The sequence below is a fragment of the Mycobacterium persicum genome (assembly GCF_002086675.1).
GTDB classification, from domain to species: domain Bacteria; phylum Actinomycetota; class Actinomycetes; order Mycobacteriales; family Mycobacteriaceae; genus Mycobacterium; species Mycobacterium persicum.
Genome location: NZ_MVIF01000371.1, coordinates 1 through 235 on the forward strand (window position 1 = coordinate 1; position 235 = coordinate 235).

The 235-nt window shown below is 60.0% G+C and carries 1 pseudogene; it reads right to left on the reverse strand.

Going from position 1 to position 235, the window contains the following annotated elements:
- A pseudogene (locus BST40_RS28820) lies at positions 1-202 on the reverse strand (pentapeptide repeat-containing protein); the annotation flags it as partial.
- Positions 203-235 lie beyond the last annotated feature (33 nt).

The following is a 235-nucleotide window of genomic DNA, read 5'->3' on the forward strand; positions in this document are numbered from 1 at the left end:
CGTTCTCGACGCCGGTGTTTGCGGTGCCGGAGTTCCCGAAGCCGATGTTGTTGACGCCCGAGTTCAGCCCGCCGATGCCGATCTGGTTGTCGCCGGTGAGCCCGAAGCCGATGTTGTTGTTGCCATGGTTCCCGAAGCCGAGGTTCTTGCTACCGAAGTTTCCGAAGCCGATGTTGTTGGCGCCGTGGTTCCCGGAGCACACGTTCAAGGGGCAGAAGTTTCCACTGCAGAAGTA